The following is a 21,439-nucleotide window of genomic DNA, read 5'->3' as shown; positions in this document are numbered from 1 at the left end:
CGCGAGAAGACCGTCGACGCGGAAGGAGAATGTCTCGCTTTGTCCGAATTTCCCTGTTGACCGATTTCGGCAGAGACCTTAGCGTTTCACTCAATCACTAAGTCGGCCAGTCCGGCAGGGAAAAGACAGATCAAAGACACGCAAGGTGTCGCCAAAAGGGGCTCGGGATTTCGGGTCCCTTTTTATGTGGCATTCCAGCGCGCTAGCCCCAGAGAGCAGAAGCCGCAAGGGCGCGCGCGCCCGGTCCTTACGAGGCTGCGCAACTCTTTGCCGATGGCCTTGGGGAAAACGCGGGGGCCGCCCCTGACATCGCGCGCGCGCCGTGCTAAGCCCCGCCCAAATCGAGCCGCGATACACGCGCCGACAGACCAGAACGGAAGGTTGAACCCGATGTTGAACGCCCGCCCCCTCTTCGCCTCGCTCGCCCTGATTGCCGCCGCCGGACTGGCCAGCGCCCAGGACAGCACCCCCGAATCATCTGCACCCGCCGAGGTCGAGACCCCGGCGCAAACCGAAGGCGCGGGCGATCCCGGGCTCTCGATGGGCGCCCCCGCCGGGCCGCAACTGGGCCAGGCCTACACCGCCGAGACCCATGGCGACTGGGAACTGCGCTGCATTCGGAGCGAGCAGGAAACCGACCCCTGCCAGCTCTATCAACTCCTGCGCGACAGCGCTGGCAACTCCGTCGCCGAGATCAGCCTCTTCCGGCTGGAGGGCAACGCGCGCGCCGAGGCCGGCGCGAACATCGTTGTCCCGCTGGAAACCGCGCTGCAGGCGGGCGCGTCGGTCTCCGTTGATGGCGGCCAGGCGCGTCAATACCCGTTCTCCTTCTGCAACCAGGTGGGCTGCTACGCGCGGATCGGCCTGACCCCGACGGATATTGCAAGCTTCAAACGCGGCGCCGCGGCGCAGCTGTCGATCGTGCCTTTTGCCGCGCCGGACCAGACCGTGGACCTGTCGATCTCGCTCTCGGGGTTCACCGCGGGCTACGACAACGTCTCCGCCCTGCAGACGCAGTAACCCGATGACCGGCGGCCCCGAGACCCTCCGCATCGCGGCCGCCGCCTACCCGCTGGACGTGTTGGACAGCTGGGAGGGCTACGTGCGCAAGCTGGAAACCTGGGTCGCGGGCGCGGCCGAGGCCGGCGCGCAACTTCTCGTCTTCCCCGAATACGGATCGCTGGAGCTTGCCACACTGGCTGGCCCCGAGGTTGCCGCCGATCTGGAGCGCTCGCTGCGCGCCGTGGCCGGCCTGTTGGACAAGGTCGACGCGCTCCACAGCGCCCTCGCCGCCCGCTTCGGCGTCCACATCCTCGGCGCCTCCGCTCCGGTCTTCGATCCCGCCTTCGGCCCCCGCCCCGCCAACCGCGCGCGGCTCTACGCGCCCTCGGGCCCCTCGGGCGCGCAGGACAAGCAGATCATGACCTGTTTCGAACGCAGCCCCTGGGAGGTGATCGGCGGCGGGCCGCTCCGGCTCTTTGACACCGCGCTCGGCCGGATCGGCGTTCTCATCTGCTACGACAGCGAGTTCCCGCTGCTCGGCCGCGCACTCGCCGAGGCCGATATCCTGCTCGTCCCCTCCTGCACCGACACCGAACACGGCTACTGGCGCGTCCGGCTCGGCACCCAAGCCCGCGCGCTGGAAAACCAGTGCATCGCCGTCATGAGCTCGACCGTGGGCGCGGCCCCCTGGTCCCCGGCGGTGGACGTCAACGTGGGCGCAGGCGGCATCTTCGCCCCTCCCGACACGGGCTTTCCGGCGAACGGTGTTCTGGGTGTGGGTGCGCTCAACGCCCCCGGCTGGACCTTCGCCGACATCGACCTCGCCGCGATCCGCAAGGTCCGGGCGACGGGCGATGTGCGCAACCGCGCGCACTGGCCCGAACAAGCGGGCCGCGAGGGCGCTCCCGAAGCGGTTTGCCTGCGGTGATATCTGCGCCAGGGGGCCGCCTTACACGCATATTTGGCCTTGAAAATCGCCCGCGCCGGGCGCATCTATAGCGCGCCCGGATTCCCCCGGGTGCTACAAAGGAGAAACCATGGCCAAGGAAGATACGCTCGAATTTCCCGGTGTTGTGAAGGAACTCGTGCCTAATGCGACGTTTCGGGTCGAGCTGGAAAACGGCCATGAGATCATCGCACACACGGCAGGCAAGATGCGCAAGAACCGCATCCGCGTTCTGGCCGGCGACAAGGTGCAGGTCGAGATGACCCCTTACGATCTGACCAAGGGTCGGATCAACTACCGCTTCAAGTAAGCCGGTTTGCCCCGGCTCATCCTCGGATCGGGCAGCCCGCGCCGGCGTGACTTGCTGGCGCAAATCGGCATCGTGCCCGATACCGTCCGCGCGCCCGACATCGACGAGACCCCGCTCAAGGGTGAATTGCCCCGGCCCTATTGCGCCCGCATGGCGCGCGAGAAGGCGCAGGCGCTGGAGGTCGGCGAGGGCGAGGTTCTGCTCTCCGCCGATACCACCGTCGCGGTCGGCCGCCGCATCCTCGGCAAGCCGGATGACGCCGCCGAGGCGCGCGCCTTTCTCGAGCTGCTCTCGGGGCGCCGGCACCGTGTCATCACCGCCGTCGCCGTGCGGCGCGGCGCCCAGCTTTGGGAGAAAGACGTCGTGACCCAGGTACGCCTCAAACGCCTCTCCCGCGATGAGATCGACGCCTATATTGCCACCGGCGACTGGCAGGGCAAGGCGGGTGCCTACGGCATTCAGGGGCCCGCGGGCGCCTTCGTGCCCTGGATCAGCGGATCGTTTACTGCCGTTGTCGGCCTGCCGCTCACCGAAACCGCCGGATTGCTCCAGGCCGCGGGCTACCCGCCGAGGGCTGCCGCATGAAGGGCCGCGTGATCGCATTGGACCATCTCGACGGCGTCGAGGCCGCGGCGCTCATGGTCGACGGGCGGCTCGAAGACCTGCTCGTCGCGGGCGATCGCCCGGCCCCGGGCACGATCTACCGCGCCATCGCCGACCGCCCGGTCAAGGGCCAGGGCGGGATGTTCTTCAAGACACCCGACGGCTCGGCCTTCCTGCGCCAGGTGCGCGGGCTCTCCCCGGGCCAGTCGATGCTGGTCCAGGTGACCGGCTACGCCGAAGCGGGCAAAGCCATCCCCGTCACCTCGAAACTGCTCTTCAAGAGTCGCTACGCGATCGTCACCCCCGACGCCCCCGGCCTCAACATCTCCCGCCGCATCCGCGACGAGGAGCGCCGTGTTGCGCTTCTGGAAATCGCGCATGAAGAGATGGACGGGCGCGACTACGGGCTCATCCTGCGCTCCTCCTGCGCCGAGGCAAGCGAAGACGAAATCGCCAGCGATATCCGCGACATGGCCGGGCTCGCACAGCAAGTGCTCGCCGATGCGGGCGGCGACGGCGCCGTCAAGCTGATCGAGGGCGATGCGCCTCACCTGCTCGCCTGGCGCGAATGGACCGAACCCGCCACGATCGACGCAGACGCCGGCAGCTTCGAGCGCAGCGGCGCGCTGGACGAGATCGAGCTGCTGGGGCTCGCCTCCGCCCCCCTCCCCGGCGGCGGACAACTCTTCATCGAGCCGACCCGCGCCCTCGTCGCCGTGGACGTCAACACCGGCGCAGACGCCTCCCCGGCCGCCGGGCTCAAGGCCAACCTCGCCACCGCGAAAGAACTGCCCCGCCAACTCCGCCTGCGCGGTCTCGGCGGCCAGATCGTGCTGGACCTCGCCCCGATGGGCAAAAAGGATCGCCGCCAGATGGAAAGCGCGCTGCGCGGCGCGCTGAAATCGGACTCGGTCGAGACCATCGTCGTCGGCTGGACCCCGCTGGGCCACCTCGAATTGCAGCGCAAACGTGAACGCCTCCCGCTGTCGGAAACCCGCAGATGAGCTGCCCGATCTGCGACAAGCCGACGGTGAAGGCATTCCGCCCCTTCTGCTCACAGCGCTGCGCCGATATCGACCTCGGCAAATGGATGACCGGCCGCTACACGATCCCCACCCACGAGGTGGAGGACGAGGACACCCCAACCCCCAAACCGAACTGACCGCCGGGCCCGCGCGCGGCAGGCGCCAGTGGCACCAGCGGCGGCAACGCCGCCCACAAAAGACGTGCGCCGAAGGCGCTCCTTTTGATCACTTGGAAAAAGATCAGGGTTGTGCCGCAACGTACATCGTCCGCTTTGCGGACTTGGCGCCAAGCCGGGCAAGCGCCTGCCCGTGGGGTGGCGCTCCCGACGATTGAGCGGGTGTGATTTATGGGGCCAAGTACATCACCCCATGAATCATCGCTAGCCCAGCCACAGCGCCAGCCCGCCGGAACGGGCAGGCGCTTGCCCGGCGGCCCTGCGGCCATCCCCAAAAGAAAAAGGCGCCCGAAGGCGCCTTTTCCGATCTGCCGGATGCGGGGAGGATCAGTCCTCCGCGCCGTCCTTGGATTTCTTCTCGGGGGCGATCTCCTCGCCGGTTTCCTGATCGACGACTTTCATCGACAGGCGCACCTTGCCGCGATCGTCAAAGCCCAGAAGCTTGACCTTCACGTCCTGCCCTTCCTTGAGCACGTCGGACGGGTGGTTCAGCCGGCGGTTCTCGATCTGGGAGACGTGGACCAGCCCGTCGCGCTTGCCGAAGAAGTTCACGAAGGCGCCGAAATCGACGATCTTCACGACCTTGCCATTGTAGACTTGGCCTTCTTCGGGCTCCGCCACGATCGAATGGATCATGTCATAGGCCTTCTGGATTGCCTCGCCGTTGGGGCTCGCGATCTTGATCACGCCGTCGTCGTTGATGTCGACCTTGGCGCCCGAGACTTCCACGATCTCGCGGATGACCTTGCCGCCCGAGCCGATCACTTCACGGATCTTGTCGGTGGGGATGTTCATCGTCTCAATCCGCGGTGCGTGGACCGAGAAGTCGCCCGCGCCCGAGAGCGCCTTGTTCATCTCACTGAGGATATGCATGCGGCCGTCCTTGGCTTGCGCCAGGGCTTTTTGCATGATTTCCGGCGTGATGCCCGCGACCTTGATGTCCATCTGCAGTGAGGTGATGCCGTTCTCGGTCCCTGCGACCTTGAAGTCCATGTCGCCGAGGTGATCCTCGTCGCCAAGGATGTCGGTCAGGATCGCGTAATCGCCATCGTCTTCGAGGATGAGACCCATGGCCACACCGGCCACGGCGGATTTGAGCGGAACGCCCGCGTCCATCATCGAGAGCGAGCCGCCGCAGACGGAGGCCATCGACGACGAGCCGTTGGATTCGGTGATCTCGGAAACGAGACGGATCGTGTAGGGGAAATCCGTCGCCGCCGGCAGCACCGCCTGCAATGCGCGCCATGCGAGCTTGCCGTGGCCGATTTCGCGGCGGCCCGGGCCACCCACGCGGCCAACTTCTCCAACCGAGTAGGGCGGGAAGTTGTAGTGCAGCAGGAAGTTGGAGCGGAAGTTGCCGTGCAGCGCGTCGATGATCTGCTCATCGTCGCCGGTCCCGAGCGTGGTCACCACGAGGCCTTGCGTCTCACCACGGGTGAAGAGCGCCGAGCCGTGGGTCCGGGGCAGCAGGCTGGTTTCGCAGACGATCGGACGCACGTCGGTCGTGGCCCGGCCATCGATCCGCTTGCCACCCTTGACCACGTCACCGCGCAGGATCGAGGCTTCGAGCTTCTTGAGCGCCGCGCCGAGGTTGGCATCGGCCAGCTGCTCATCGCTGAGCGCGGACTTGATGGTGTCGCGGGCAGCGGCAACCGCGGTAGTGCGCTCCTGCTTGTCGGTGATCGCGAAGGCCGCGCGCATCTGCTCTTCACCGGCGGCTTTCACCGCGGCGTAAAGGTCGGCGTAATCCGGCGCCTGGAAGTCGAAGGGCTCCTTGGCGGAGGTTTCGGCCAGCGCGATGATCAGGTCGATCACGGGCTGAATCTGCTCATGGGCGAAGGTAACCGCGCCGAGCATCTCCTCCTCGGAAAGCTCATAGGCTTCCGATTCCACCATCATCACCGCGTCTTTGGTCCCGGCAACCACCAGGTCAAGCCGCTGGTCGGGGTTGTTGCGCAGCTGATCCATGTCATCAACCGTCGGGTTGAGCACATAGTCGCCGTCGGAGAAGCCAACGCGGCAGCACGCGATCGGGCCCATGAACGGCACGCCGGAGATCGTCAGCGCCGCCGAGGCCGCGATCATCGCGACGATGTCGGGATCGTTGACCAGATCGTGGCTGAGCACGGTGCACATGACGAGCACTTCATGCTTGAAGCCGTCGACGAAGAGCGGGCGGATCGGGCGGTCGATGAGCCGCGCGGTCAGGGTTTCCTTCTCCGTCGGGCGCGCTTCGCGCTTGAAGAAGCCGCCGGGGATCTTGCCCGCGGCGTAGTATTTCTCTTGGTAATGCACGGTCAGCGGGAAGAAATCCGCGCCTTCCCGGGGGGATTTGGCGAAGGTCACGTTGGCCATGACCGAGGTTTCGCCAAGGGTGGCGATGACAGAGCCATCTGCCTGGCGGGCCACTTTGCCCGTTTCCAGAGTGAGGGTCTCTTCGCCCCACTGCATCGATTTCGAAGTTACGTCGAACATATCGTATCCTATCAAGGCCTTACGGGGCGTATCCTCGCCAGGCCGTTTAAATGGAGGGCGTATTCCCTCCGGCCAGTTCATCCAGCTGTTGCGTGGCAGGTTGGCCAGCCCGCCGCGCACGGATACGGCCCCTCTATCGTCTCAGACGGTCAAAGGGAACCGGTTTCGCGGCCCGCGCCCGCCGCTCTGGGGCGGGGCCTGATACGCAAAACGCCCGCTCTTGAGGGAACGGGCGTTTGCAACTCTTGTCAGATCCGGCTCAGCGGCGGATGCCGAGGCGTTTGATGAGGTCCTGATAGCGGGCCTCTTCCTTGCCTTTGAGATAGTCGAGCAGCTTGCGGCGTTGAGCCACGAGCTTGAGAAGGCCACGGCGGCCGTGGTTGTCCTTCTTGTGGATCTTGAAGTGCTCGGTGAGCGTGGTGATCCGCGAGGTCAGGATCGCGACCTGAACTTCGGGGGAACCGGTGTCGCCTTCTTTGGTGGCGAATTCCTTCATCACGCGGGCTTTTTCTTCAACAGTGATCGACATCGGGGTCTCCTTGATCAGAGGTTTCGGTTCGGGCGCCAGCCGGGATGTCGTCCAGCAGGGTCCATGGAGAAGTCCGCACGCAAACGCGCGCGGATGGGAGCGTTTAGACGAAACCGTGATAAAAGGGAAGCGCTAAATCCCCGGCACTCGCACCGTGCCGGGACGTCGCCGACCTGGGCGGCTACGACCACACCGACCCGGCCAAACCCGCGGCGGTCATGCGCCCCTCGGCCACGCTGTACGCGATCAGCGGCTGATCCAACACCGGCCTGACATCAGGGGTGTCGTTCACGCGCAACCCAATTCAGTCCGCGTTTCTCACGTCTTTGCGCAGCGCGACCGCATCGACGACGTGCGGATTGTACAGCAGCCGCCCCCAGATCCTCAACTTGACGCCGCCCTTTCCTCGAATTTTCTCCAGACGTTCATATGCCCCTTCTGCCGGGCGCTCGCGAGGAACAGCTTTTTGCGCGCATCGGGCGTTTCCAAAGACCGATAGATGCCGCCGGAGTATTTCTTCCAATCCAATGCCATTCCCAATTTGACCATTTCAGCGGAAAGATCGCGCCCATCGGGCAGGAAGCATTTCGCCACCGTCCGGCCATAATCATCAATCTCCGACACTTCCGCCCGGATCGTCTGGCCTTTACAAAGCTTGTGCAGCGCCCATTTCGCCTTTTTCCCGTAGGGATGGTTCAACTCGGGAGCGTCGATCCCGAAGAGCCGAATTTGGGTTTTGTCGATCGTGACCGTATCCCCGTCAGTGATCCAGGCTCGCCCCTTCAACACCTTCACCGGTTCGACGTGGGTTGCGCTTTTCTCGTCGAAAGCTCCCTGCCTTTTCGCAGAGTGTGCTACGATTTGGCGATCTATGTCCTTTGGTGTTTCAGGCTTTGGCGACGCTGTGTAATGCCCGCTGTCTCCCGCCCGGCCGATGCGTATTGCAATGGCAACGATCACGGCGAGACCAAGAATCCCCAATATGGTGTCCATGAACCTCTCCAAAAAAGAATCGATCTATTCGAAGAAGTATATCCGCCTGTCGACCTCTGAAAAGCGGCCAATATCCCAGAGGCTAATTCCGGTTAATTTCCGGGGATTGAAAACCGCGCAGGCTACCGAATTTCCAGTTCAGACCACCACCTCCTGCGCCTCCTGCGCACCCACCTCAAACACCCGTTTGTAGCGCGCGACTTCTTCAGCCGGGCCCATCGCTTTCTTGGGGTTGTCGCTGAGCTTGACCGTCGGGCGGCCGTTGGCGGCGATGGCCTTGCAGACAAGCGAAAACGGCGCGAGGCGGTTGTCGGGGGTCAGCCCCCGGAAGTCGTTGGTCAGCAGTGTGCCCCAGCCGAAGGAGGTCTTGACCCGGCCGTGGAATTGCTGGTGGAGCGCGGCGATCCTGCCCACGTCGAGCCCGTCTGAAAAAATAACGAGCTTGTCGCGCGGGTCCTCGCCGCGGGCGCGCCACCAGTCGATGGCAATCTCCGCCCCCGTCGCGGGATCGCCGCTGTCGATGCGGATCCCGGTCCAGCCGGCGAGCCAGTCGGGCGCGCGGTCGAGGAAGCCTTTGGTGCCGTAGGTGTCGGGCAGGATGATGCGCAGGTTGCCCGAATGCTCCTCGTGCCAGTCGGCCAGCACATCGTAGGGCGCGCGCGCCAGCGCCGCGTCATCGCCCGCCAGCGCCGAGTAAACCATGGGCAGCTCATGGGCATTGGTCCCCACCGCCTCAAGATCCCGTTTCATCGCGATGAGGCAGTTCGACGTGCCCGCGAACTTGTCGCCCAGACCCTCGATCATCGCCTGCACGCACCAGTCCTGCCAGAGGTAGGAGTGCCGCCGCCGCGTGCCGAAATCGGCGATGCGCAGCCCCTCCAGCGGGCGCATCTGTTCGATCTTTTCCCAAAGTTTGGTCATGGCGCGCGCATAAAGGACCTTCAGCTCGAACCGCCCCATCGAGTTCAGCACCGCGCGCGAGCGCAGTTCCATCAGCACCGAAAGCGCCGGGATTTCCCACAGCATGACCTCGGGCCATTTGCCCTCGAAGGTGAGCTCATACTGATCGCCCCGGCGTTCGAGGTGATAGGCGGGCAGCGACAGGTTCTCGAACCATTCCATGAAATCCGAGCGAAACATCTGGCGCTTGCCGTAGAAGGTGTTGCCGCGCATCCACGTGCTCTCGCCGCGGGTGAGCGAGAGCGAGCGCACATGGTCGAGCTGCTCGCGCAATTCGCCCTCGTCGATCATCTCCGCCAGCGGCACATCTTGCGATCGGTTGATGAGCGAGAAGGTCACCGTGGTGTCAGCTTTGTTGCGAAACACCGACTGGCACATCAGCAACTTGTAAAAATCGGTGTCGATCAGCGAGCGGACGATCGGATCGATCTTCCATTTGTGATTGTAGACGCGGGTTGCGATGTCGACCATGGGGTCCTCCGTCCGGGCCGCGCCTTTGTGCCAAGCGCACCGGTCGGGGGCAAGGGGGGCGTTTTCGCGGCGCCATATGCCCGGCTCGTGCCGGGGATTGACCGTATGCCGCACCATCACCCTGACGGAACATGTTGGTGGGCGCGGCCCGATCCCGGTGGACCGCTTCGCCATCGGCGATACCGTCGAGACCGCAGACATCGGGCCCCAGCCGACCCGCCACATCCTGCGCCGCGCGCTGGTCATCTCGTCGCGACTCCGCCTTCTTATGCAGGCGGAATGCGGGCGCTCGGTGCTTGTGCCCACCTAGGGCCTCACCGGCCGGCGCGGCATCCGCGTGATGGAGGGCAAGCGCCAGTTGGACGACGTCCACCTCATCTTCGACCGCCACGATCGTCTTCCCCAGCGGCATGCAGAGGCCGGAGCCCGCCCCGGCCTGCACGCGCTCTTCCCGACCTGCGCCAGAACAAACGCCCGCCGATCCCGTGGACGCGCCCGCCACGGGCCACCCGGACCGAAGGGCCGCGTCCGGGCGGGAAGGGCTCGATGCCCTGCCCGCCCGGCCCGCGCTGAAGCTGCTGACAGGGTTGCGGCAGGCAGAGATGCTCAGCGCCGCTGAGCGCTAGGCCCCGCCCAGCGCCACGCCCGCGTCGCGCATCTGGGCTGTCGCCGCCGCGAGCGAGCCATCGAGGTCAATCGCTCGGCAGAGGTCCGCGCGCACGTCGACGGCAAAGCCGAGTTTGGCCGCATCGATGGCCGAATAGGCGACGCAGAAATCCGTGGCGAGCCCGACGAGGGTGAGCTTGGCGATATCGCGTCTGCGCAGGTATCCTTCGAGCCCCGTTGGCGTCTTGTGGTCATTCTCGAAAAACGCCGAATAGCTGTCGATCCCGGGGTTGAACCCCTTGCGCACGATGCATTGCGCCGGCGCCAGATCCAGCCCGGGGTGAAACGCCGCGCCCTCGCTGCCCTGAATGCAATGATCGGGCCAGAGCACCTGCGTGCCGTAAGGGGCCTCGTAGGTCTCGAACGGGGCCTTGCCGGAGTGCGCGCTCGCAAAAGACGAATGCCCCGCCGGGTGCCAGTCCTGCGTGAGCACCACGCAGCCAAACTCCCCCATCAGCGCGTTGATCCCCGGCACGATCTCATCGCCCCCCGCCACGGCCAGCGCGCCGCCGGGGCAGAAATCATTCTGCACGTCGATAATCAGAAGGGCGTGGTCGGAAGCTGTCATGGCCGGGTCTCCTTGTCTCGGCCCCAGACCTGCGGCATTGCCCGCCTTGGGTCAACCGTCATGACCCGCCGCGCCCCGGTGGGGATTGCCTGGCCCCCGCCCCTCTCCTATATGCGCGCCATGTTCACCGTCGCCGCCCTCTATCATTTCGCCCCCGTCGCGGATCCGGCCGCCCTGCGGCCCGGCCTGCTGTCGCTCTGCGAGGCTGAGGGCATCACCGGCACGCTCCTGCTCGCGCGCGAGGGCATCAACGGCACGGTCGCGGGGTCTGCTGCCGGCATCGACCGGCTGCTGGCCCATATCCGCGCCCTGCCCGGCTTTGCCGATCTGGAGTGGAAGCTCTCGACGGCGGAGGCCCAGCCCTTCGCCCGGCTCAAGGTCCGGCTCAAGAAAGAGATCGTGACGATGGGCCAGCCCGACGTGGACCCGCGCGCCGCGGTCGGCCACTACGTCGCGCCCAAGGACTGGAACGCGCTCATCCGCAGCCCCGACGTGGCCGTGATCGACACGCGCAACGACTACGAGGTCGCCATCGGCACGTTCGAAGGCGCGATCGACCCGCAAACCGAGAGCTTCCGCGATTTCCCCGCCTGGTGGGAGGCCAACAAGCACCGCTTCCACAACAAGCGCATCGCGATGTTCTGCACCGGGGGCATCCGCTGCGAGAAATCGACGAACTACCTGCTTGGCCAGGGCGTCGAGGATGTGTTTCACCTCAAGGGCGGGATCCTGAAATACCTCGAAGAGGTGCCCGAGGGTGACAGCACTTGGGAGGGGGACTGCTTCGTCTTCGACGGGCGCGTCTCGGTGGGCCACGGGCTGCGCGAGGGGCCGCACGAGCTCTGCCACGCCTGCCGCCGGCCGATCCTGCCCGACGACCGCGCGCGGCCCGAGTTCGAAGACGGCGTCTCCTGCCACCACTGCGTCAACGAGACGAGCGCCGAGGACAAGGCCCGGTTCCGCGAGCGGCAGAGGCAGATCGCGCTGGCCCGCGCCCGCGGCGAGCGCCACCTCGGCGGGGCCTCCTGAGCCGCGCGGCGATCGCGCGCCTAATTCGCAAGCACAGCGCACAATATTTGCGCAGAGCCCGCCCGAGGCAGCGGAGGAACTCTTGCGCAGCCCTGCGGATAATAGTCAGATGCCGCCAACGGGCCCGGTGGCCCCGGGGGACGATGAGGCATGGGGCTCGATGTGACGGGCGATCTGGCGAAACCGGCGGCGGGGTCTCGACCCGCAGCCGCGCCGCGCGTCCCCGCCCAGCCGCGCGCGGTGGGCTCGATCCGGCTTTCGGCCAAGCGGCACGGCGCGCGCAGCGTGCTCGACGGGCTCCGCCCGCAAGGCTGCCTCAAGGCGCTGTTCCCCCGCCATCCCGACCCCGCGCGCGGGCTGGAGGCGGTGCTGATCAATTCCGCGGGCGGCATCACCGGCGGCGACCGCCTCGCCATCACCGCCCATGCCGGTCCCGGCGCGCGGCTCTCGATCACCACCCAGGCCGCCGAGCGGATCTATGCGGCCCAGCCGGGCGAGACCGGCACGCTGCGGACCACGCTCAGCGCCGCGCCGGGCGCCACGCTCAACTGGCTGCCGCAGGAGACGATCCTGTTCAACCGTGCGGGGCTCTCGCGCGCCCTGTCGGCGGACCTCGCGGGCGACGCGCGGTTCCTCATGGTCGAGTCCCTGCTCTTTGGCCGCCGCGCCATGGGCGAGCGGGTAACGGACCTGCGCTTGCATGACCGGGTGGAGATCCTGCGCGATGGGCAGCCGCTCTATCTCGATGCCGCGCGGATCGATGGCGATGCCGAGGCGCTGCTGGATCGGCCCGCCACCGGCGGCGGCGCCCGGGCCATGGCCGCGCTGGTCTATACCGCCCCCGGCGCCGAGGCGCTGCTGCCCGTCTTGCGCGCGGGCCTGCCCCGCACCGCCGGGGCCAGCTGCATCGCCCCGGACACGCTCGCCCTGCGCCTGCTCGCGCCCGATGGCGCGGCCCTGCGCCGGTTGCTCCTGCCGCTCCTTGCGCGGCTGGCGGACGGCCCGATCCCCCGAAGTTGGATGACCTGAGCTGGAACACAGCCCCCGCCCCGCACGTTCGAGACAACACGATACCTGAGCTGGATGACCTGAATGCAACTGACCCCGAGAGAAAAAGACAAGCTGCTGATCGCGATGGCCGCCGAGGTCGCCCGTAAACGGCTGGCGCGCGGCGTGAAACTCAACCACCCCGAAGCCATCGCGCTCATCACCGATGCGGTGGTCGAAGGCGCGCGCGACGGGCGCTCGGTGGCCGACATGATGGAAGCGGGGGCCGAGGTCGTCACCCGCGCGCAATGCATGGACGGCGTCCCCGAGATGATCCACGAGGTGCAGGTCGAGGCGACCTTCCCCGATGGCACCAAGCTCGTGACCGTACACGACCCGATCCGCTGATCCAACCCCGCAGGAGAGCCCCATGACCCGCACCCCCCCGATGACAGGACCAGCCGCATGATCCCCGGAGAGCTGCTGCCCGCCGAAGGCACCCTTGAGCTCAACGCCGGGCGCCCGGCGATCACGCTCACCGTCGCCAACACCGGCGACCGCCCGGTGCAGGTCGGCAGCCACTATCACTTCGCCGAGACCAACCCCGCGCTCGATTTCGACCGCAAAGCCGCCCATGGCCAACGGCTCGACATCGCCGCGGGCACGGCCGTGCGCTTCGAGCCGGGCCAGACCCGCGAGGTGCAACTCATCCCCTACGGCGGCGCACGGCGCGTCTTCGGCTTCAACACGTCCGTAATGGGCGATCTCTGACACGAGGCACACGCTCGATGAACATCTGCAAACCCACCCTGCCCTCCAGCGCCCAGCCGCTGGCCTGGGCCTCCGCCGCCCAGCAATACTGGCTCATGCTCGCCGAGGCCCAGATGGTCATGGGCATGCGCATGGCCGGCATGGCGATGATGTGGTCGATCCCGCGATCGGAGTACCGCCGGATGGTGGTCGAGAAACAGGAAGGCTACTCCGCCGCGGCCCATGCCGCGACCCGCGCGATCCTCTCCGGCCAGCCGCCCGAGAAGGTCGCCAAAGCCGCCGTCCGCCCGATCCGCGCCCGCACCCGCTCCAACTACCGCCGACTGGCGAAACGGGGGCCAGCGTGAGAAGTCATTCGGTGGACATGAAGACTGGGGGCGATCCGTCGCTTGCCGGTCGTCAGACCACAAAACTGATTGGTCACGACAACACCGGCTTTCCACCCGTCCGACTTCAGATCAAAGGGCAGCGCCCGACCCGTCGGGGTGGGCGAGAAGCGCCCGCCCCGGTGGGGGCGGGTCGGGCGCTACCCGGCGTGCCGCCGGGTGGTTCAAATTCAATTGGAGCGAGATAGCGATGGCATTGATCAAAAAACTTGAAGAACGTAGTTTCGAACGTCCAAACCTTCATTCCGAAGTCGTATGTACCTATGCGATCTTCGAGAAAGACGGGCAAAAGCTCCTTCAAATTGATACCTACGGTCGAGCCGACCGAGAGTTTCCAGGCAAAGTAAGTCAGTCCATCCAGTTTGATGCGGAAAGTGCCGCACAACTTCTTGACATACTTCACAAAGAATTCGGCGAATAAGGAGACCCTCCATGCCCAAGCCCATCGCCCGCTCCGACTACGCCGCCATGTTCGGCCCCACCACTGGAGACCGGCTGCGCCTTGCCGATACGGATCTCATCATCGAGGTGGAGCGCGATCTTGCCGCTGAGGCGGTCGGGCGCGCGGGCGGGGCCAAGGGCGCGATCTATGGGGAAGAGGTCAAGTTCGGCGGCGGCAAGGTGATCCGCGACGGGATGGGCCAGAGCCAGGCGACGCGGGCCGAAGGGGCCGTTGACACGGTCATCACCAACGCGCTCATCGTCGACTATACCGGCATCTACAAAGCCGACGTGGGCCTCAAAGGCGGGCGCATCCACAAGATCGGCAAGGCGGGCAACCCCGACACCCAGCCGGGCGTGGACATCATCGTCGGCCCCGGCACGGAGGTCATCGCGGGCGAGGGGCGCATCCTCACGGCGGGCGGGTTTGACAGCCACATCCACTACATCTGCCCCCAGCAGATCGAGGACGCGCTGCACTCCGGCCTCACCACCATGCTCGGCGGCGGCACCGGCCCCGCGCACGGCACGCTCGCCACCACCTGCACCCCCGGGCCATGGCACATCGGGCGGATGCTGCAAGCGGCCGACGCCTTCCCGATGAACCTCGCGTTTGCGGGCAAGGGCAACGCCTCGCTCCCCGCCGCGCTGGAGGAACAGGTGCTCGCGGGCGCGTGCGCGCTCAAACTGCACGAGGACTGGGGCACGACCCCGGCCACCATCGATTGCTGCCTCGGGGTGGCCGATGCGATGGACGTGCAGGTCATGATCCACACCGACACGCTCAACGAGAGCGGCTTCGTCGAGCACACGGTCAAGGCCATGAAGGGCCGCACGATCCACGCCTTCCACACCGAGGGCGCGGGCGGCGGGCACGCGCCGGACATCATCAAGATCTGCGGCGAGGAGTTCGTCCTGCCCTCCTCGACCAACCCGACCCGGCCCTTCACGGTCAACACGCTCGAAGAGCATCTCGACATGCTCATGGTCTGCCACCACCTCGACAAGTCGATCCCCGAGGATATCGCCTTCGCCGAGAGCCGCATCCGGCGCGAGACCATCGCCGCCGAGGATATCCTGCATGACATGGGCGCGTTCTCGATCATCGCGTCCGACAGTCAGGCCATGGGGCGCGTCGGCGAGGTCATCATCCGCACGTGGCAGACCGCCGACAAGATGAAGAAACAGCGCGGGCGGCTCTCCGAGGAAACGGGCGAGAACGACAATTGCCGCGTGCGCCGCTACGTGGCGAAATACACCATCAACCCCGCGATCGCGCACGGGATTTCCCATGAGATCGGCAGCATCGAAGAGGGCAAGCGGGCGGATCTCGTGCTCTGGAGCCCGGCGTTTTTCGGGGTAAAACCCGAGATGGTGCTCATGGGCGGCTCCATCGTCTGCGCCCAGATGGGCGATCCCAACGCCTCGATCCCGACGCCGCAGCCGGTCTATACCCGGCCGATGTTCGGCGCCTATGGCCGCGCGCTGGAGCATTCCGCCGTAACCTTCGTCTCCGAGGCCGCGCAGGCGGCGGGCATCCGCGAGAGCCTTGGCCTTGCCAAGCAGACCGTTCCCGTCAAAGGCACGCGCGGCATCGGCAAATCCGACCTCAAGCTCAACACCGCGACGCCGCATATGGAGGTCAACCCCGAGACCTATGAGGTCCGGGCCGATGGCGAGCTGCTGACCTGCGAGCCGGCCACCGAGCTTCCCATGGCGCAGCGCTATTTCCTCTACTGAGCTGCCCCCGACAGGAGGGATCGTTTCCGTGACCACGACCGCGTTTTCACCACCGCGCGCGCCGCATATCCCTTCCAGAGGCGCCAGCCGCCACGCCGCAGCCTTGCGGCCCGCGCATGGCGGGGTTGCCGCGCTGGCAGTGGTAGACGGGGCCCCGCGCCCCTATCTCACTCCCGCAGGCGCCTGTTGCGCCACCAAAACCACAGTGAAACGTAACCTCAAGTTCGAGAAAACTCATGAAACCGTTCCTCACCACCTCCCTGCTCAGCAGCCTCACCCGTGCGTTCGACGGCGTGATGCGCGGCCTGGCGCGCCAAAGCGTCGCCGGAGAGCAGTTCCGGCAGGTGGAAGACCTTCGCAAACTGTCCGACACCCAGCTCGCCGCGCGCGGCCTCAAGCGCAACGGCATTGCCCAGCGGGTCTTCGTCGAGCACCGTCTGGCCTTCTGAGTCCCTGCCCGTCGCGCACGCGCCTGTTGGCGCTGCGCCCGGGCAGGCCATACCCCTTCACCGCGCCAAATCGCATCGCTCCCGGTGCCGCCTTGCGTCTGGCGAAACCCGGGGTTGCGCGAACGCGCATGGTCCCGCCCGCAATCCCGGCCTACACTGGGCGACAGGGAGGGGACCCTGACCATTACCCAGAGGTTTCCAATGGCGACTATCGCACAAAAATCCACGTCTCCGGTCACGTCGCTCGTGATGGGCGTCCAACGCTGCGCCGCCGCGGTGGGCAATTTTCTCGTCCTGATCGGCGAAGCCAACCGCAACGTCCGCGAAGTTCAGGCGCTCGAAGCGATGACCGACAGCGAGTTGGCCAAGCTCGGCATGACCCGCGAGGAGATCCCGCATCGCGTGCTCGGCACCTCCTACTACATCTGACCCCGCCATCCCCGCGCCCGGCCTGTCCGGGCCCGGCTGAGGCGAAGGTCCGCCCTATGAGCGCGTGCGGCGAGATCGCCGCGCCGCTCGGGCGCCGCAGGGGTTCCCCCTTGTCCCCGACGCATCAAAGCGAGGGGCAGAGATGACCCAAGACCTGATTGCCCGCGGCTATCACGGCCACCCCCACGACACGGCCCCGCAAGGAACGGTGGCGCTCGACTACGAAGGGCGCTTTTTGCGCCGCCGCGTGCTGCCGCTCGACGACGGGCGGCGCCTGCTCGTGGATCTTCCCAAGACCACCTCCCTCGACCACGGCGGCGTTCTCCTGCTCGAAGGCGGCGGCGAGATCGCCATCCTCGCCCGGCCCGAGCCGCTTCTTGCGGTGACCGGCGCCGACCTGCCGCGCATCGCCTGGCACATCGGCAACCGCCACACCCCGTGCCAGATCGAGCCCGCCCGCCTTCTGATCCGCCGCGACCACGTGATCCGCGACATGCTTGAGCGCATCGGCGCCGAGGTGACCGAGATCACCGCCCCCTTCACGCCCGAGGGCGGCGCCTATGGCCACGGCCGCACCCACGGACATGATCACGGCCACACGCATGATCACGGCCACGCCCACGGCCACGACACCGAGGCGGCCCCCGAATGAGCCCGGCCCCGATGCCCCCAGAGCGCGCGGCGCTGCTCCTCGCGCAATGGCTCTCCCCCGCTTTCCCGGTCGGGGCCTTCGCCTATTCGCATGGGCTGGAACGCGCCATCGCCGACGGGGCCATCGCCTCCGCCGATGATCTCCAAGCCTGGCTCGAAGACCTCCTCACCCACGGCAGCGCATGGTCCGACGCGATCTTCCTCGCGGGCGCCTACCGCGCAGAAAACGACGCCGCGCGGCACGACATCTCCGAGCGCGCCCGCGCCTTCGCCGCCTCCGCCGAACGCCGTTTCGAAGCCGATCAGCAGGGTGAGGCCTTCGCCCGGACGACCGCCGCCGTCTGGGACCACCCGAAGGCGGCGCAGCCCTACCCCGTCGCCCTCGGCACCGCCGCCGCACGCGAAGGCTTGCCGCTGCGGCTGACCCTGCGCATGGCGCTCCAGGCCTTCGCCGCCAACCTCACCTCCGCCGCACTTCGTCTGGTGCCGCTCGGCCAGACTGACGGGCAACGCGTGCTCACCGCCCTAGTGCCGCTGATCGAAACCCAGGCCGACGCCGCCGAATGCGCACAGGACGACGCCCTCTCCAGCACCACGTGGCTGGCCGATATCGCCGCCATGCGCCACGAAACCCAAGCCACGAGGCTCTTTCGCACATGACACAAATGAACGGCCCCCTGCGGATCGGTATCGGCGGCCCCGTCGGCGCCGGCAAGACCACACTGACCGCCGAGCTCGCCCGCGCGCTGCACCCAGTCCTCTCGATCGGGGTCATCACCAACGACATCTACACCCAGGAAGACGCCGAGGCCCTGATGCGGATGCAGATCCTGCCCAAGAGCCGGGTGATCGGCGTGGAAACCGGCGGCTGCCCACACACGGCGATCCGCGAAGACGCCTCGATCAACCTCGCGGCGGTGGCCGAAATGGAACGGCGCCACCCGGACCTCGACGCAGTGCTGATCGAGAGCGGCGGCGACAATCTCTCGGCCACCTTCAGCCCTGAACTCGCGGACCTGACGATCTACGTCATCGACGTGGCCGCAGGCGAGGAGATCCCCCGCAAGGGCGGACCTGCCATCACCCGCTCCGACATCCTCGTGATCAACAAGACCGACCTCGCCCCCCACGTGGGCGCTTCGCTCGAAGTGATGGACCGGGACGCCACCCGCATGCGCGACGGCCGCCCCTTCGTCTTCGCCGCCCTGCGTCACGGAACCGGCACCCCTACGATCCTCTCCCTCCTGCATCAGATCGGAGGACTAGAACTGCCCGCACCCACGGCCGCCGTTTTCTGATCGATCAGAAAACGAGACGGAAAATGATCGATCATTTTCCGCGCCACCGCCCCGCGGGCTGTGCCCTTGTCAAAGGGCGCAGGAACCCCAATCTTCTAAGAAGGAGGATTGAACATGGCTGGTGGCTGGACCCGCGATGAGGCGGTGAACGATCAAATTGATGCGTCCCTGCAAGATGAACTGCGGCGGCTGCAATCGCGGCGTGGTCCCTCGGGCGAGAGCTTGACGCACTGCGCCGAGTGCGAAGAGCCGATCCCAGAACCGCGCCGAGCCGCGATCCCCGGCGTCAAGCTCTGCATTGATTGCCAGTCCGAGCGCGATGCGCGCCCCGACCGCCGCGGCGGGATCAACCGGCGCGGCTCCAAGGACAGCCAGTTGAAGTAGCCTCCGCGGCGCTGTCTGCCGGGGTCACACGCTCAGCCGCGGTCGTGGAAAAAGTCGTAGACCTTCTGCGCGAGCCCTTCCGAGACCCCTTCGACCGCCTTGAGATCGGCAAGCCCCGCCCGGCTCACCGCTTTGGCCGAGCCGAAATGCGACAGGAGCGCGCGTTTGCGCGCCGCGCCCACGCCGGGGATATCGTCCAGCGGTGTCGCACTGACCGCCTTGGCCCGTTTGGCGCGGTGCGTGCCGATGGCAAAGCGGTGCGCCTCGTCGCGCAATCGCTGGATGAAGTAGAGCACCGGATCGTTGTGGCGCAGCGCGAAAGGCCGCGCGCCGGGGCGGTGAAACTCCTCTTTCCCCGCGTCCCGGTCCACCCCCTTGGCCACGCCGACCATCGGTATTTCCTCGACCCCGTGCTCGGCCATGATCTCCGCCACCGCCGAGACCTGTCCCGCGCCGCCATCGATCAGCAGAAGGTCGGGCCAGAGCCCCTTCTCCCGGTCCGGATCCTCCTTCAGGAGCCGTTTGAATCGCCGCCCGAGCACCTCCTTCATCATCCCGAAATCGTCCCCCGGGGTGAGCTCCTCGCCCTTGATGTTGAACTTGCGATACTGGCTCTTGAGGAAGCCCTCCGGCCCCGCCACGATCATCGCGCCGACCGCATGCGCGCCCTGAATATGCGAGTTGTCATAGACCTCCACACGCTCCGGCGCTGACTCGAGCCCGAAGGCCTCGGCGAGCCCGGTCAGCAGCTTCGCCTGGGTGGCGCTTTCGGACATCTTCCGCGCGAGGCTCTCGCGGGCATTGCGCGCAGCTCCCGCCATGATCTCGGCCTTCTCGCCCCGCTGGGGGATCAGGATCTCGACCTTGCGGCCCCGTTTCTGGGCCAGCGCGTCTTCCATAAGGTCCATGTTATCAATGGGATGCGACAGGAGTATCTGGCGTGGCGGCTCCTTGCTGTCATAGAACTGACCCAGGAAGGCCTCGAGCACCTCTGCCGCCTCGCCGCCCTCGCCCGTGCGCGGATAGAAATCGCGGTTGCCCCAGTTCTGGTTCGCGCGGATAAAGAACACCTGAACGCAGGCCTGCCCGTTCTCAAGATGCAGCGCGATCACGTCAGCCTCCGAGATGCCGCGCGGATTGATGCCTTGCGTCGTCTGGACCTGGGTCATCGCGCGGATCCGATCGCGCAGGGCGGCCGCGCGCTCAAACTCCATCGCCTCGGAGGCCGCCGTCATCTCTTCGGCGAGCTTTTCCTGAATCGCCGTCGATTTGCCTGCGAGGAACCGCTCCGCATCCCGTACCGCATCGGCATAGTCCGCCTCGCTGATCTTGCCGACACAGGGCGCGCTGCAGCGTTTGATCTGATGGAGCAGACAGGGGCGCGTGCGGCTTTCGAACATCGAATCGGAACAGTTTCGCAGCAGGAACGCCTTTTGCAGCTGGTTGAGCGAACGATTGACCGCGCCGGCGCTGGCGAAGGGCCCGTAGTATGCGCCTTTCTCGCGCTTGGCCCCGCGATGTTTCTTGATCATCGGATAGGGGTGCGAGGTGGTCACGAGGATGTTCGGAAAGCTTTTGTCATCGCGCAGGAGCACGTTGAAGCGCGGCTTCAGCTGCTTGATCAGGTTCTGTTCGAGCAGCAGCGCCTCGGTCTCTGTGCGCGTCGTGAGGAACATCATCGAGGCGGTCTGGCCGATCATCCGCGCGATGCGCGCGCTGTGGCCGGTGGGGCGCGCATAACTGGAGACCCGCGCGCGCAGGTTGCGCGCCTTGCCGACATAGAGCACGCGCGCCTGGGCATCGAGCATCCGGTAGACGCCCGGAGAGCCGTCGAGAGACTTCAGATACCCCGCGATCACCTCGTGGCCCGTGGCCGGCGCGGCCCGCTGTTCCGATCCTTGCTCAGGCACCGAGCCCATTCCCTCTTCACTCGCCATTCCGACAGCCTCGCGATTCCCCACGGCGCTGCAACCTTAACGCGCCGGAGACAAGAGAAAACATGTCCACGGTTTCTGTGGATAACCCTGAGGGCAAGTTTCCGGCGAAGGTGATTTCCCTAGCTATTCGGCACATTTCCGTTAACTGCACAGTTTTTAAGCACATCCATAGTGGCTTGTTTTCGATGTAAAATCTTCGGACACATGCTGCAA

26 protein-coding genes are annotated in these 21,439 nt (G+C 66.4%); 20 read left to right on the top strand and 6 right to left on the bottom strand.

From position 1 onward, the window contains the following. Nucleotides 1-390 precede the first annotated feature (390 nt). From BM353_RS00340 to BM353_RS00315, 6 genes are all read left to right on the top strand, one after another. Entirely contained in the window at nt 391-1,020 is a 630-nt protein-coding gene (locus BM353_RS00340) for an invasion associated locus B family protein (RefSeq protein WP_092075477.1), read from the top strand. 4 nt (nt 1,021-1,024) lie between these two features. Then, nucleotides 1,025-1,930: a carbon-nitrogen hydrolase family protein gene (locus BM353_RS00335; protein ID WP_092075475.1), complete on the top strand. Its 906-nt coding sequence runs from the start codon at nt 1,025-1,027 to the stop codon at nt 1,928-1,930. Between the two features lie 109 nt (nt 1,931-2,039). Next, nucleotides 2,040-2,258: a translation initiation factor IF-1 gene (gene infA / locus BM353_RS00330; RefSeq protein WP_092075473.1), complete on the top strand. Its 219-nt coding sequence runs from the start codon at nt 2,040-2,042 to the stop codon at nt 2,256-2,258. A gap of 6 nt (nt 2,259-2,264) precedes the next feature. After that, nucleotides 2,265-2,843: a Maf family protein gene (locus BM353_RS00325; RefSeq protein ID WP_092075471.1), complete on the top strand. Its 579-nt coding sequence runs from the start codon at nt 2,265-2,267 to the stop codon at nt 2,841-2,843. Then, complete coding sequence (locus BM353_RS00320) at nt 2,840-3,865, top strand: ribonuclease E/G (RefSeq protein WP_092075469.1); 1,026 nt, start codon at nt 2,840-2,842, stop codon at nt 3,863-3,865. The genes BM353_RS00325 and BM353_RS00320 overlap by 4 nt, the downstream gene beginning before the upstream one ends. After that, nucleotides 3,862-4,023, top strand: a complete 162-nt coding sequence (locus BM353_RS00315; protein WP_092075467.1) for a DNA gyrase inhibitor YacG — start codon at nt 3,862-3,864, stop codon at nt 4,021-4,023. Before BM353_RS00320 ends, BM353_RS00315 begins: the two co-directional genes overlap by 4 nt. A gap of 366 nt (nt 4,024-4,389) precedes the next feature. Here BM353_RS00315 and pnp read toward each other — a convergent pair whose 3' ends face one another. The 4 genes from pnp to pncB form a co-directional block, all read right to left on the bottom strand. Beyond that, nucleotides 4,390-6,537 (bottom strand): polyribonucleotide nucleotidyltransferase, encoded by a 2,148-nt coding sequence (pnp, locus tag BM353_RS00310; RefSeq protein ID WP_092075465.1) that lies wholly within the window; start codon nt 6,535-6,537, stop codon nt 4,390-4,392. A gap of 259 nt (nt 6,538-6,796) precedes the next feature. Further along, complete coding sequence (rpsO, locus tag BM353_RS00305) at nt 6,797-7,066, bottom strand: 30S ribosomal protein S15 (protein ID WP_092075463.1); 270 nt, start codon at nt 7,064-7,066, stop codon at nt 6,797-6,799. A 384-nt stretch (nt 7,067-7,450) separates the two neighbouring features. After that, entirely contained in the window at nt 7,451-8,059 is a 609-nt protein-coding gene (locus BM353_RS00300; RefSeq protein ID WP_092076418.1) for a thermonuclease family protein, read from the bottom strand. Nucleotides 8,060-8,197: 138 nt separating this feature from the next. After that, nucleotides 8,198-9,490: a nicotinate phosphoribosyltransferase gene (gene pncB, locus BM353_RS00295; protein WP_092075461.1), complete on the bottom strand. Its 1,293-nt coding sequence runs from the start codon at nt 9,488-9,490 to the stop codon at nt 8,198-8,200. A gap of 97 nt (nt 9,491-9,587) precedes the next feature. Here pncB and BM353_RS00290 point away from each other — a divergent pair, with 97 nt between their 5' ends. Then, on the top strand, nt 9,588-9,800 hold the full coding sequence (locus BM353_RS00290; RefSeq protein ID WP_092075458.1) for a Hint domain-containing protein: 213 nt from the start codon (nt 9,588-9,590) through the stop codon (nt 9,798-9,800). Nucleotides 9,801-10,112: 312 nt separating this feature from the next. Here BM353_RS00290 and pncA read toward each other — a convergent pair whose 3' ends face one another. Beyond that, nucleotides 10,113-10,724 carry a bifunctional nicotinamidase/pyrazinamidase gene (gene pncA / locus BM353_RS00285; RefSeq protein ID WP_092075456.1) on the bottom strand — a complete coding sequence of 204 codons (612 nt, stop codon included), beginning with the start codon at nt 10,722-10,724 and terminating at the stop codon, nt 10,113-10,115. 120 nt (nt 10,725-10,844) lie between these two features. On the opposite strand from pncA, the gene trhO reads away from it, so the two are divergent. The 13 genes from trhO (at nt 10,845) to BM353_RS00220 (ending at nt 19,289) form a co-directional block, all read left to right on the top strand. After that, nucleotides 10,845-11,753 carry an oxygen-dependent tRNA uridine(34) hydroxylase TrhO gene (gene trhO, locus BM353_RS00280; RefSeq protein ID WP_092076416.1) on the top strand — a complete coding sequence of 303 codons (909 nt, stop codon included), beginning with the start codon at nt 10,845-10,847 and terminating at the stop codon, nt 11,751-11,753. 150 nt (nt 11,754-11,903) lie between these two features. After that, nucleotides 11,904-12,782 carry an urease accessory protein UreD gene (locus BM353_RS00275; protein ID WP_092075454.1) on the top strand — a complete coding sequence of 293 codons (879 nt, stop codon included), beginning with the start codon at nt 11,904-11,906 and terminating at the stop codon, nt 12,780-12,782. Nucleotides 12,783-12,845: 63 nt separating this feature from the next. Further along, nucleotides 12,846-13,148, top strand: a complete 303-nt coding sequence (locus BM353_RS00270) for an urease subunit gamma (RefSeq protein WP_092075452.1) — start codon at nt 12,846-12,848, stop codon at nt 13,146-13,148. 57 nt (nt 13,149-13,205) lie between these two features. Further along, on the top strand, nt 13,206-13,511 hold the full coding sequence (locus BM353_RS00265; protein ID WP_092075450.1) for an urease subunit beta: 306 nt from the start codon (nt 13,206-13,208) through the stop codon (nt 13,509-13,511). A gap of 17 nt (nt 13,512-13,528) precedes the next feature. Continuing rightward, the gene (locus tag BM353_RS00260) at nt 13,529-13,858 is read left to right on the top strand and encodes a hypothetical protein (RefSeq protein WP_092075448.1); all 330 of its coding nucleotides are present in this window, start codon (nt 13,529-13,531) and stop codon (nt 13,856-13,858) included. A 229-nt stretch (nt 13,859-14,087) separates the two neighbouring features. Beyond that, complete coding sequence (locus tag BM353_RS00255) at nt 14,088-14,318, top strand: methionyl-tRNA formyltransferase (RefSeq protein WP_092075446.1); 231 nt, start codon at nt 14,088-14,090, stop codon at nt 14,316-14,318. An 11-nt stretch (nt 14,319-14,329) separates the two neighbouring features. Continuing rightward, on the top strand, nt 14,330-16,078 hold the full coding sequence (gene ureC, locus BM353_RS00250; RefSeq protein ID WP_092075444.1) for an urease subunit alpha: 1,749 nt from the start codon (nt 14,330-14,332) through the stop codon (nt 16,076-16,078). Between the two features lie 236 nt (nt 16,079-16,314). After that, the gene (locus tag BM353_RS00245) at nt 16,315-16,527 is read left to right on the top strand and encodes a hypothetical protein (RefSeq protein WP_092075442.1); all 213 of its coding nucleotides are present in this window, start codon (nt 16,315-16,317) and stop codon (nt 16,525-16,527) included. Nucleotides 16,528-16,728: 201 nt separating this feature from the next. Then, nucleotides 16,729-16,956: a DUF1127 domain-containing protein gene (locus BM353_RS00240; RefSeq protein ID WP_143104065.1), complete on the top strand. Its 228-nt coding sequence runs from the start codon at nt 16,729-16,731 to the stop codon at nt 16,954-16,956. A 142-nt stretch (nt 16,957-17,098) separates the two neighbouring features. Continuing rightward, nucleotides 17,099-17,608 (top strand): urease accessory protein UreE, encoded by a 510-nt coding sequence (gene ureE, locus BM353_RS00235; RefSeq protein ID WP_092075439.1) that lies wholly within the window; start codon nt 17,099-17,101, stop codon nt 17,606-17,608. Beyond that, the gene (locus BM353_RS00230; protein WP_245759518.1) at nt 17,605-18,267 is read left to right on the top strand and encodes an urease accessory protein UreF; all 663 of its coding nucleotides are present in this window, start codon (nt 17,605-17,607) and stop codon (nt 18,265-18,267) included. Before ureE ends, BM353_RS00230 begins: the two co-directional genes overlap by 4 nt. Beyond that, nucleotides 18,264-18,905, top strand: coding sequence for an urease accessory protein UreG (gene ureG / locus BM353_RS00225; protein WP_092075435.1), 642 nt, complete (start codon nt 18,264-18,266; stop codon nt 18,903-18,905). The genes BM353_RS00230 and ureG overlap by 4 nt, the downstream gene beginning before the upstream one ends. A gap of 114 nt (nt 18,906-19,019) precedes the next feature. Continuing rightward, the gene (locus BM353_RS00220; protein ID WP_092075433.1) at nt 19,020-19,289 is read left to right on the top strand and encodes a DksA/TraR family C4-type zinc finger protein; all 270 of its coding nucleotides are present in this window, start codon (nt 19,020-19,022) and stop codon (nt 19,287-19,289) included. Between the two features lie 32 nt (nt 19,290-19,321). Here the strand turns inward: BM353_RS00220 and uvrC are convergent, their stop codons facing one another. Next, nucleotides 19,322-21,226 carry an excinuclease ABC subunit UvrC gene (uvrC, locus tag BM353_RS00215; RefSeq protein WP_425439373.1) on the bottom strand — a complete coding sequence of 635 codons (1,905 nt, stop codon included), beginning with the start codon at nt 21,224-21,226 and terminating at the stop codon, nt 19,322-19,324. Nucleotides 21,227-21,439: the final 213 nt, after the last annotated feature.

This window comes from Poseidonocella sedimentorum, from assembly GCF_900116005.1.
Taxonomy (GTDB): domain Bacteria; phylum Pseudomonadota; class Alphaproteobacteria; order Rhodobacterales; family Rhodobacteraceae; genus Poseidonocella; species Poseidonocella sedimentorum.
The sequence above is the reverse complement of the archived record's forward strand: the minus strand, read 5'-3'. Positions and strand labels throughout refer to the sequence as shown.

Bases quoted from the DNA above. Each gene is read 5' to 3' on its own strand.
- ureC (WP_092075444.1), top strand. From the start codon at position 14,330: ATGCCCAAGCCCATCGCCCGCTCCGACTACGCCGCCATGTTCGGCCCC.
- BM353_RS00220 (WP_092075433.1), top strand. From the start codon at position 19,020: ATGGCTGGTGGCTGGACCCGCGATGAGGCGGTGAACGATCAAATTGAT.
- BM353_RS00275 (WP_092075454.1), top strand. From the start codon at position 11,904: ATGGGGCTCGATGTGACGGGCGATCTGGCGAAACCGGCGGCGGGGTCT.
- ureG (WP_092075435.1), top strand. From the start codon at position 18,264: ATGACACAAATGAACGGCCCCCTGCGGATCGGTATCGGCGGCCCCGTC.
- rpsO (WP_092075463.1), bottom strand. From the start codon at position 7,066: ATGTCGATCACTGTTGAAGAAAAAGCCCGCGTGATGAAGGAATTCGCC.
- trhO (WP_092076416.1), top strand. From the start codon at position 10,845: ATGTTCACCGTCGCCGCCCTCTATCATTTCGCCCCCGTCGCGGATCCG.
- BM353_RS00320 (WP_092075469.1), top strand. From the start codon at position 2,840: ATGAAGGGCCGCGTGATCGCATTGGACCATCTCGACGGCGTCGAGGCC.
- BM353_RS00255 (WP_092075446.1), top strand. From the start codon at position 14,088: ATGGCATTGATCAAAAAACTTGAAGAACGTAGTTTCGAACGTCCAAAC.
- BM353_RS00270 (WP_092075452.1), top strand. From the start codon at position 12,846: ATGCAACTGACCCCGAGAGAAAAAGACAAGCTGCTGATCGCGATGGCC.
- uvrC (WP_425439373.1), bottom strand. From the start codon at position 21,226: ATGGCGAGTGAAGAGGGAATGGGCTCGGTGCCTGAGCAAGGATCGGAA.
- BM353_RS00230 (WP_245759518.1), top strand. From the start codon at position 17,605: ATGAGCCCGGCCCCGATGCCCCCAGAGCGCGCGGCGCTGCTCCTCGCG.
- BM353_RS00260 (WP_092075448.1), top strand. From the start codon at position 13,529: ATGAACATCTGCAAACCCACCCTGCCCTCCAGCGCCCAGCCGCTGGCC.
- BM353_RS00300 (WP_092076418.1), bottom strand. From the start codon at position 8,059: ATGGACACCATATTGGGGATTCTTGGTCTCGCCGTGATCGTTGCCATT.
- BM353_RS00265 (WP_092075450.1), top strand. From the start codon at position 13,206: ATGATCCCCGGAGAGCTGCTGCCCGCCGAAGGCACCCTTGAGCTCAAC.
- BM353_RS00315 (WP_092075467.1), top strand. From the start codon at position 3,862: ATGAGCTGCCCGATCTGCGACAAGCCGACGGTGAAGGCATTCCGCCCC.
- pnp (WP_092075465.1), bottom strand. From the start codon at position 6,537: ATGTTCGACGTAACTTCGAAATCGATGCAGTGGGGCGAAGAGACCCTC.
- BM353_RS00245 (WP_092075442.1), top strand. From the start codon at position 16,315: ATGAAACCGTTCCTCACCACCTCCCTGCTCAGCAGCCTCACCCGTGCG.
- BM353_RS00340 (WP_092075477.1), top strand. From the start codon at position 391: ATGTTGAACGCCCGCCCCCTCTTCGCCTCGCTCGCCCTGATTGCCGCC.
- pncA (WP_092075456.1), bottom strand. From the start codon at position 10,724: ATGACAGCTTCCGACCACGCCCTTCTGATTATCGACGTGCAGAATGAT.
- BM353_RS00335 (WP_092075475.1), top strand. From the start codon at position 1,025: ATGACCGGCGGCCCCGAGACCCTCCGCATCGCGGCCGCCGCCTACCCG.
- BM353_RS00240 (WP_143104065.1), top strand. From the start codon at position 16,729: ATGGCGACTATCGCACAAAAATCCACGTCTCCGGTCACGTCGCTCGTG.
- infA (WP_092075473.1), top strand. From the start codon at position 2,040: ATGGCCAAGGAAGATACGCTCGAATTTCCCGGTGTTGTGAAGGAACTC.
- ureE (WP_092075439.1), top strand. From the start codon at position 17,099: ATGACCCAAGACCTGATTGCCCGCGGCTATCACGGCCACCCCCACGAC.
- pncB (WP_092075461.1), bottom strand. From the start codon at position 9,490: ATGGTCGACATCGCAACCCGCGTCTACAATCACAAATGGAAGATCGAT.